This is a genomic window from Mucilaginibacter sp. (genome assembly GCF_039207105.1).
Classification (GTDB): domain Bacteria; phylum Bacteroidota; class Bacteroidia; order Sphingobacteriales; family Sphingobacteriaceae; genus Mucilaginibacter.
The window spans coordinates 1-8,786 of sequence record NZ_JBCECK010000185.1 but is presented as its reverse complement, the minus strand read 5'-3'; the positions used below and the strand labels follow the sequence as shown (position 1 = coordinate 8,786).

Here is an 8,786-nt window from a genome sequence, read left to right as displayed (position 1 = left end):
ATCGTTTACGGAAGGTTGTTGAAAGCATTAAGCCAAAGCATTTTGGCGTTATTATCCGTACAGTATCTGAGGGCAAAGGAGTTGAAGAATTACAAAAAGACCTGCTTGATCTGATATCTAAATGGGAACTGTTCATTACTAAACTGCCTTCTGTTGAACCATCTAAGAAGGTTTTGGGCGAAATTGGGCGTACATCAACTATCCTCAGGGATATATTGAACCCCGATTTTCAGCACATTTATGTAAATGACAATGGTATGTTCGAGGAAATTCGATCATACATCCACGAGATATCGCCCGATATGGAAAGTATAGTTCGCATGCACAAGCATAAGGAGCCTATATTTGAACATTTTGGCGTTGATAAACAGATCAAAGGCGCTTTTGGTAAAACAGTGAACCTTGCCGGTGGTGCTTACCTGGTAATTGAACATACGGAGGCCCTGCACGTTATTGACGTTAACAGCGGTAACCGTACAGCCAATAAAGAAAACCAGGAAGAGAACGCCTATCAGGTAAACAAAGAGGCGGCTAAAGAAATTGCACGCCAGTTACGCCTGCGCGATATGGGCGGTATTGTGGTGATCGATTTTATTGATATGCACAAGCCGCAAAACCGCAAGGAGCTGTTTGATTTTCTGCGTGCCGAAATGTTGTACGACAGGGCCAAGCATACCATTTTACCTCCAAGTAAATTTGGTTTGGTGCAAATTACCCGCCAGCGGGTAAGGCCCGAAATGAATATTGTTACCAGCGAAGTGTGCCCAACCTGTAATGGTACAGGTACCATAAGGCCAACCATTTTACTGATGGATGATATTGAAAATAACTTCAATTATATTTTGATTGAACAAAACGAAAAGGGAATAACCCTGTGCGTTCATCCTTATATTGAAGCTTATATTAAGAAAGGTATTTACAACCGCCAGATGAAGTGGTTTGTTAAATACAGCCAGTGGATCAAGGTTAAAAGTAATCCTGCTTACCAGATCACGGAGTTTCGTTTCTTCTCATCAAAAGATGAAGAAATAAAACTATAAAGAGATTGACTTGCAGCAATGCAGTAAAAATGCCGGCGCTTATGCACCGGCATTTTTTGTTTTATGGCAAACTCTAAAGCAATTGATTTACAATTCTGTTTGCTAATTAAATTAGTAAATATCTAATTAAATCAGCACATTTGCACATCTATAATCAGCACATCTGAAACATGGCTAAAACCAAGATCGCGTATTTTTGTCAAAGCTGCGGCTTTGAATCGGCTAAATGGCTGGGCAAGTGCCCCTCATGTCAGCAATGGAATACCTTTGTTGAAGAGATCATTGATAAAGGCAACACAGCTTCCGTACCTACCTGGAAAGTTACCTCCAACACCCAGCAACGGGCCAATAAGCCCATAGAAGTTGCCGATATTACTTTTACCGAAGAACACCGCATGCAAACACCCGATAAGGAGTTTAATCGTGTACTGGGTGGCGGCATTGTAGCAGGTTCATTGGTGTTGATTGGTGGAGAGCCGGGTATTGGTAAATCAACCCTGATGCTGCAGATGGCTTTGAACATGCCTAATCTGAAAGTATTATATGTGTCAGGCGAAGAAAGCGAAAGGCAGATCAAGATGAGGGCGGAAAGATTAGCCCCCCTACCCCCTGAAGGGGGAGCTATAAGCAGCCTGCAAAAAGAAACTCCCCCTTTAGGGGGCGGGGGGGCTTGCTTTGTGCTTTGCGAAACTTCTACCCAAAACATTTTTAAACAAATTGAGGCATTGGAGCCCGATCTGGTGGTTATCGATTCCATACAAACGCTGCATTCCTCACATATTGAATCAACACCAGGCAGCGTGTCACAGGTGCGTGAGTGTACTGCCGAAATGCTGCGCTTTGCTAAGGAAACATCAACTCCTGTATTCCTGATTGGCCATATAACCAAAGACGGCATGATAGCGGGCCCAAAAATACTGGAGCATATGGTTGATACCGTTTTGCAGTTTGAAGGCGACAGGCATCATGTTTACCGCATTTTACGTACGGTAAAAAACAGGTTCGGTTCGGCATCGGAGCTGGGTATTTATGAAATGCTGGGCGAGGGCTTGCGGGAAGTATCCAACCCTTCAGAAATATTGTTATCACAACGTGATGAGCCATTGAGCGGCATCACCATTTCGGCAACGCTGGAAGGCATGCGTCCCATGCTGATAGAAACGCAGGCATTGGTAAGCACATCTGCCTATGGCACACCGCAACGTACGGCTACAGGCTTTGATACCAAACGTATGAGCATGCTGCTGGCCGTGTTGGAAAAGCGATGCGGTTTTAGACTGGGTGCCAAGGATGTGTTTTTAAACATAACCGGCGGTATCCGGGTAGAAGACCCTGCTATTGACCTTGGGTTGGCCGCTGCCATCATATCATCACACGAAGATATTCCTATCCCCTTTAAAACCTGCTTCGCGGGAGAACTCGGCTTATCGGGCGAGATTAGGGCGGTGAACCGTGTAGAACAACGCATCGCGGAAGCGCAGAAACTGGGCTTTAATCAAATATTTATATCCAAATACAACCTGCCATCGGGCGGGCAGGATAAAAAGCGAATGGATCTTTCCCGCTACGATATCGACATAAAAATTGTAAGCAGCATTGAAGAGGTTTTCAGTTTACTGTTTGGATGATTTTTAGGACTTTTGGACTATGAGACTGAAGGACTTTTGGGCAAAAGACCTTCAAAATAAATGCAAAAGACGAAAGAACAAAGATGATTTAAATATCCTTTGTCCTTTCGTCCTTTATCTTTCAGTCCCAGGTCTAAGGGTCCTAAAGTCCTTCAGTCTCATAGTCCAAAAGTCCCATAGTCCTTCAGTCCTAAAGTCTTACAGTCCCGAAGGCGGTACTACTTTGCGTATGCGGTTGTTACCATTGTCTGCAACCCAAACGTTACCGCTGGGGTCAGTTATGATTCCTTGTTGGGTGTTAAACAGGGCGTTTGCTCCTTGTCCGTCGGCAAAGCCTGGTGTAGTAGCATTACCGGCTATAGAAAGTAAAACTTTATTAGTTGTTATCTCCAGTATACGCCCATTCTGATCGCTGATAAATAGATTCCCTTTCGTGTCAAAAGCAATACCTGCCGGGTTTCCTACCAGGCCGGCTAATTTAGGGCGACCTACAACAGTGGTAACTACACCTGCTGTGCTTATTTTGCGAATAGCAGTATTCAGTAGATCGGCCACATAAATATTGCCCTGAGCGTCAATAGCAACGCCATCAGGCTTATTAAATTGAGCAGTGGTAGCGGTAGCGTTGTCCTGGTAGCCTGCTGCCGTGCTGCCGGCTACGGTACTAACCACTCCGGCCGGTGTAATTTTGCGGATCAGGTTGTTTCCCTGGTCGGCTACAATGATGTTACCCTGGGCATCAATGGCGAGGCCTTTAGGGCTGTTGAAGGTGGCGGCAGTACCGGTACCGTTAGCATAACCTGCATCGCCACTACCTGCAAAGGTACTCACTACACCATCCGGTGTAATTTTGCGGATCATGTTATTACCCAGATCGGCAACATAAATATTGCCGGATGCATCAGCCACCAGGCTCTGCGGAGCGTAAAACTTAGCAGTGGCCACCGGACCATCTAAATAACCAATAGCGCCTGTACCCGTAACGGTTGTAACCACACCTGCTGGGGTAACTTTCCGGATAGCGCTGTTAAAGGAGTCGGCAATGTATAAATTGCCACTGGCATCAATGGTGATACCCTGCGGGCTGTTAAAGTAGGCATTGTTTCCGGTGCCGTCGGTAAAGCCTGTAGAGCCATTGCCTGCCAGTGTACTCACAGTACCTGCGGCTGATGAAAGATCTGAACCGGTAGTAAACTGTATAACATTACCGTAGCCTGTACCCGAATTGGTAGTAGCAAATGCCCTTAAATAATAAGTTGTTTTGGGGCTTAAGCCGGTTATTTTGCTGGTAAAGTATACTTGTGCAACAGTATCGGTGCTTTTAGTATCAGCTGTAGTAGGCGTTTGGTTACTTGTGCTCCAGCATACGCCGTAAGCAGTTACAGATTCAGTAAGGGTTGATGTAATTAAACCGCCGCTATGCGCGGTGGTGCCGGCGGCATCAATAACCACATCGGTAGTAACTACAGTAGGTGCTACACCTGGGGTAGTTGATGTGCCCTTGGTACATCCGGAAATAATTGAAATAATGGCCAACAGGCAAACAGCAAACGAAATTGGTTTGGTTAGGGTTTTGTTCATGTGTGTTAATAGTTTTTTATTACATGTGATATATAAGCACTTTATTAACTCTATACAGGTTTTCATATTATTTCGCTACAGTTGTTTTAACATATATTAACATTATACATGTAAATTGCTGAAGTATAGTATAAAAACTATGATTTGGAAAAGTCGGGCAGGAACTTTTGCTGTGCGAATATTGCTGTAAAAATAACATTTAGGTAGCCAGTAACATTTTACCTATATAATTGTTACATTTTTACAATCTATCAATATGAAATTAAGTCTGTTTTTGCTTGGTTTATGCTTATCAACCGCGGCTGTGGCACAGCAACATATCCCTATACCTCATGGTATGGTTTACGGTGAAAAACCAAATACTACCGCTATGATGGATGCATCTAAAGTGGAAAGTTTTATGGGCAAAAAAACGCGGATAACTACAACCATAAGTGGTAAGGTGCTAAAGGTGGTGCACGAAAAAGGCGGCTGGTTTGATCTGGACGCTGGCGCCGGTAAAGTAATAGCCGCGCACTTCAAAAATTATAATATTACTTTACCCGCGGCCATAGCAGGCCGTATAGTGATTATCGAAGGGGTGGCAGCAAAACAATTCATTGCCGATGATCTGCAGCATCTGGCTGGCGATACCGTTAATGGCAAAAAGCAGCATAAGGTTAAAGTTGATCCTAAAAGGCGGGTAAACTTTGAGGTGAAAGGATTGATTGTTGACAAATAATGCCGGTCGGTAAGATTAGCGTCTGCTTATTTTAACTTGGTGAATGAAAAGTTATAGGTTAAGCGTAAACCGGCGAGGGTAAGTCTTTCATTATCGCTCTCAAAATAATCCACGTGGAAATTTAAATCGACAACATGGTGGTTGGTTGCCAGTACTATAAAACCAATTCCTGCTGTTCCGCCCGGGCTAATCGAGGGATCATCGATACCTCCTATGTGTGCAAATCCTCCAAGTGATCCATATACCTCATCGCTTAAATAATATCTGCCGGTAGCGCCTACATACGCTATATAAGGTGTTTCGATACCAAGAGACGGATTTATGCTAATGGAATTATTCAGTTTAACCTCACCCTGTAAAATTGCGCCAAAACCGGCACCCTTTCCTGAGGTATTGAGCCCGGCACCAAGCCCTATGGCATTTTTAGCCTGGGCATTTGCAAAGTTAGCGCTGCAAATAATACAGGGAATAATAAGGGTTATCTTTAAAATATATTGCAGGATATTTTTCATAGATGGGAGCAATTTAATAAATATACCTGATAATGAAGTGATATCCATTAGACACAAGTAGCTTTTAGACTATTATCAGCCTTTCATACTTGTGCCAGATAAAAGAAAAACTTGTCTTTGCGAGGAGGAACGACGAAGCAATCGCGAACTATGCGTATTCGTCCGGTAAAGTTCGCGATTGCCGGGCTTCGCTCGCAAAGACATGTTGTTGCTTAATGTTAATTACGAGAGAAACGAATAAAACAAAAAAGCCAGCTGTTTATGCAGATGGCCTTTAAAATATTATTAATAAAATTACTTAAAACTTAGCGTCGCGGGTTAATACGGATGGTTCCAGGTATAGGCTGGTTGAAAAAAGCTCCTTTATTTTTTGAGCAATCTCGGCCCTGTTGATGGTGGCCGCGTCTCGTCTGCATTTGATGTGGTGCTCCCTGGCTACTTTCTCGGCCAGATCACCCAATGTTTTTACTTTGAGTTCTTTGCCAAACTTTCCGGCAAGCAGTAAACCTGCAAAGGCCACAACGAGGCCAATAACGGCCATTACAGGCTGATAAAAGAAGCCAACTACAGATGCCATCAGCACAAATACAAATGTGCCTACAACGCCCTGTTTGGGTTGTAGCAGGTTTATTTTAAAACCCATCTCCTTTTCAATTTCGGCAATTACCTCTAAGCGGGTCTCCCTCGGAAAAATGTCTGCTAATTTTGTTTGGGGCTTTACTAACTCTTTTGGTGGCGACACGGTGGAGTTAATGGCATTGCGTATTTTATAAAAAGCCTGCTGGGTGGTGCAACTATCGTTATTGGTTTGTTTTACCTTTTCAACAACAATATCGCAAAGCTTGCCAAAGGTTTTAACATCCTTACGGGATGTATCTTCTAAGCTGATATTGAACGATCTTTCAATTTTTACAAGAACATCATCTATATCTTCAGGATCAACATTATTAAGGTTGAATGCCTGTGTATTACTTGAATTAACTTTCAATCTGTAGTAACCTTAGTTCAACAATAATTTACCTGCAGCTGGGGGGCTGCAGGTAAACGTTATTCAGTTATTAAACTGCGGGGGCAGTTTAATGTTTTAGTAAATTATTTGCTTAAGTACATTGACTTTTCTTTATACAAATGCCTGAAGTATGGGTCTTGCAGGTTTGGTATAAAGCGGATGGCTTCGCCGGTTGATTTCATTTCGGGGCCAAGCTCCTTGTTTACTTCAGGGAATTTATCAAAAGAGAACACAGGTTCTTTAATGGCATAACCCCATAGTTTGCGCTCAATGGTAAAATCTTTCAGCTTGTTGGCTTCCAGCATTATTTTGGTAGCAATATTGATGTAAGGTACATCGTAAGCCTTGGCTATAAACGGTACAGTACGTGAAGCGCGTGGGTTAGCCTCAATTACATATACTTTATCGTCTTTAACGGCAAACTGGATGTTCAGCAAGCCGCGTACGTTTAATGCTTTAGCAATTTTTACGGTGTATTCTTCCATTTGATGGATCACATTATCTGAGAAATCAAACGGTGGTAACACAGAGTACGAATCGCCGGAGTGGATACCCGCAGGCTCGATGTGTTCCATCATACCGATGATATGTACATCGTCACCGTCGCTGATCGAGTCAGTTTCGGCTTCCGCGGCACGGTCAAGGAAGTGATCGATCAACACACGGTTTCCTGGCAGGTTGCGCAGTAAGCTTACTACGGCTTTTTCCAGGTCTTCGTCATTAATCACAATGCTCATACCCTGGCCACCTAATACATAGCTTGGGCGAACCAATACCGGGTAACCTACATGGTGGGCAACTTCCAATGCTTCTTCAGCGCTTTCGGCTACACCGTATTTAGGGTAAGGAATCTCAAGGTCTTTCAACAGGTCAGAGAAACGGCCGCGATCTTCGGCGATGTCCATGTTATCAAAAGAGGTACCGATAATTCTGATACCGTGCTCATGCATTTTCTCAGCCATTTTCAGCGCGGTTTGACCACCAAGCTGAACAATTACACCGTAAGGTTTTTCCAGATCAATGATCTCGCGAACGTGCTCCCAGAATACCGGCTCAAAATATAGCTTATCGGCCATATTAAAGTCGGTTGATACCGTTTCAGGGTTACAGTTCACCATGATGGCCTCGTAGCCTGCCTCTTTAGCAGCTAATAAACCATGCACGCAGCTGTAATCAAACTCAATACCCTGGCCAATACGGTTAGGGCCCGAACCTAATACAATTATTTTCTTTTTATCTGACGATACCGATTCGTTCTCGCCTTCGTAAGTAGAGTAGTAGTAAGGTGTTTTTGCAGGGAACTCAGCCGCGCAGGTATCAACCATTTTATAAACACGGTTAATGCCCAGGGCTTTGCGGCGCTGGTAAACATCCTCTTCGGTCACATTACCCAATATGTAAGCTATTTGGGTATCTGAGAAACCTTTTTGTTTCAGGGTGTAGAAGAAATCCTCAGGAATATTAGTTAATGAATAACGGCGAAGCTCGTTCTCCAGGTTTACCACATCCATGATCTGGTTCAGGAACCAGCGGTCAATTTTTGTTACTTTACGAACCGACTCGATAGGTACGCCTAAGCTTAGCGCGTCATACACATGGAACAACCTGTCCCAGCTTGGATGCTCCAGGCTGTGCATGATTTCTTCCAGGTTGCGGCTCTGGCGGCCATCGGCACCTAAGCCTGCACGACCGATCTCTAAGCTTTGACAGGCTTTTTGCAGCGCTTCAATAAAGCTGCGGCCAATGCCCATCACCTCACCTACAGATTTCATTTGCAGGCCCAGCTCTTTGTTGGCGCCTTTAAACTTATCAAAGTTCCAGCGAGGTATTTTAACGATCACATAATCCAGCGTAGGCTCAAAGTAAGCCGAAGTGGTTTTGGTGATCTGGTTTTCAATTTCGTCAAGGTTGTAGCCTATGGCCAGCTTGGCAGCAATTTTAGCAATTGGGTAACCAGTTGCTTTTGATGCCAGTGCCGATGAGCGTGAAACGCGCGGGTTAATTTCAATAGCGATGATGCTTTCATCGGCAGGGTTAACCGAAAACTGTACGTTACAGCCGCCGGCAAAATTACCGATGGCGCGCATCATACGGATGGCCTGGTTACGCATGCTTTGGTAGCAGCGGTCGCTCAGGGTCATGGCCGGGGCCACGGTGATTGAGTCGCCGGTGTGGATACCCATCGGGTCAAAGTTCTCGATAGAGCAGATGATGATCACGTTATCGTTGTTATCACGCAACAACTCCAGCTCATATTCTTTCCAGCCTAATACAGCCTGCTCCACCAAAACCTCG

Annotated in this window: 7 protein-coding genes; 3 read left to right on the top strand and 4 right to left on the bottom strand. The window is 44.2% G+C overall.

The window, feature by feature from the left end:
- Together AAGC65_RS22940 and radA are read left to right on the top strand one after the other, a co-directional pair.
- Window positions 1-1,040 (top strand): ribonuclease E/G (locus AAGC65_RS22940; RefSeq protein ID WP_343114802.1); only part of this gene is annotated, 1,040 nt, incomplete at its 5' end.
- Between the two features lie 170 nt (window positions 1,041-1,210).
- Entirely contained in the window at window positions 1,211-2,668 is a 1,458-nt protein-coding gene (gene radA, locus AAGC65_RS22935; RefSeq protein WP_343114801.1) for a DNA repair protein RadA, read from the top strand.
- Window positions 2,669-2,866: 198 nt separating this feature from the next.
- Here radA and AAGC65_RS22930 read toward each other — a convergent pair whose 3' ends face one another.
- A complete protein-coding gene (locus AAGC65_RS22930; protein ID WP_343114800.1) occupies window positions 2,867-4,249 on the bottom strand; it encodes an NHL repeat-containing protein in 1,383 nt (460 codons plus the stop codon).
- 256 nt (window positions 4,250-4,505) lie between these two features.
- Between AAGC65_RS22930 and AAGC65_RS22925 the strand changes: the two genes are divergently transcribed.
- The gene (locus tag AAGC65_RS22925) at window positions 4,506-4,970 is read left to right on the top strand and encodes a DUF4920 domain-containing protein (protein WP_343114799.1); all 465 of its coding nucleotides are present in this window, start codon (window positions 4,506-4,508) and stop codon (window positions 4,968-4,970) included.
- Between the two features lie 26 nt (window positions 4,971-4,996).
- Here the strand turns inward: AAGC65_RS22925 and AAGC65_RS22920 are convergent, their stop codons facing one another.
- The 3 genes from AAGC65_RS22920 to carB all read right to left on the bottom strand — a co-directional run.
- Window positions 4,997-5,482, bottom strand: a complete 486-nt coding sequence (locus tag AAGC65_RS22920) for a hypothetical protein (RefSeq protein ID WP_343114798.1) — start codon at window positions 5,480-5,482, stop codon at window positions 4,997-4,999.
- Between the two features lie 298 nt (window positions 5,483-5,780).
- Window positions 5,781-6,470, bottom strand: coding sequence for a hypothetical protein (locus AAGC65_RS22915; protein WP_343114797.1), 690 nt, complete (start codon window positions 6,468-6,470; stop codon window positions 5,781-5,783).
- Window positions 6,471-6,574: 104 nt separating this feature from the next.
- Window positions 6,575-8,786, bottom strand: a 2,212-nt coding sequence (gene carB / locus AAGC65_RS22910) for a carbamoyl-phosphate synthase large subunit (protein WP_343114796.1), incomplete at its 5' end; no start/stop codon positions are given.

Excerpts from the sequence above, each read along its gene's own strand:
- AAGC65_RS22920 (WP_343114798.1), bottom strand. The coding sequence starts at position 5,482 with ATGAAAAATATCCTGCAATATATTTTAAAGATAACCCTTATTATTCCC.
- AAGC65_RS22930 (WP_343114800.1), bottom strand. The coding sequence starts at position 4,249 with ATGAACAAAACCCTAACCAAACCAATTTCGTTTGCTGTTTGCCTGTTG.
- radA (WP_343114801.1), top strand. The coding sequence starts at position 1,211 with ATGGCTAAAACCAAGATCGCGTATTTTTGTCAAAGCTGCGGCTTTGAA.
- AAGC65_RS22925 (WP_343114799.1), top strand. The coding sequence starts at position 4,506 with ATGAAATTAAGTCTGTTTTTGCTTGGTTTATGCTTATCAACCGCGGCT.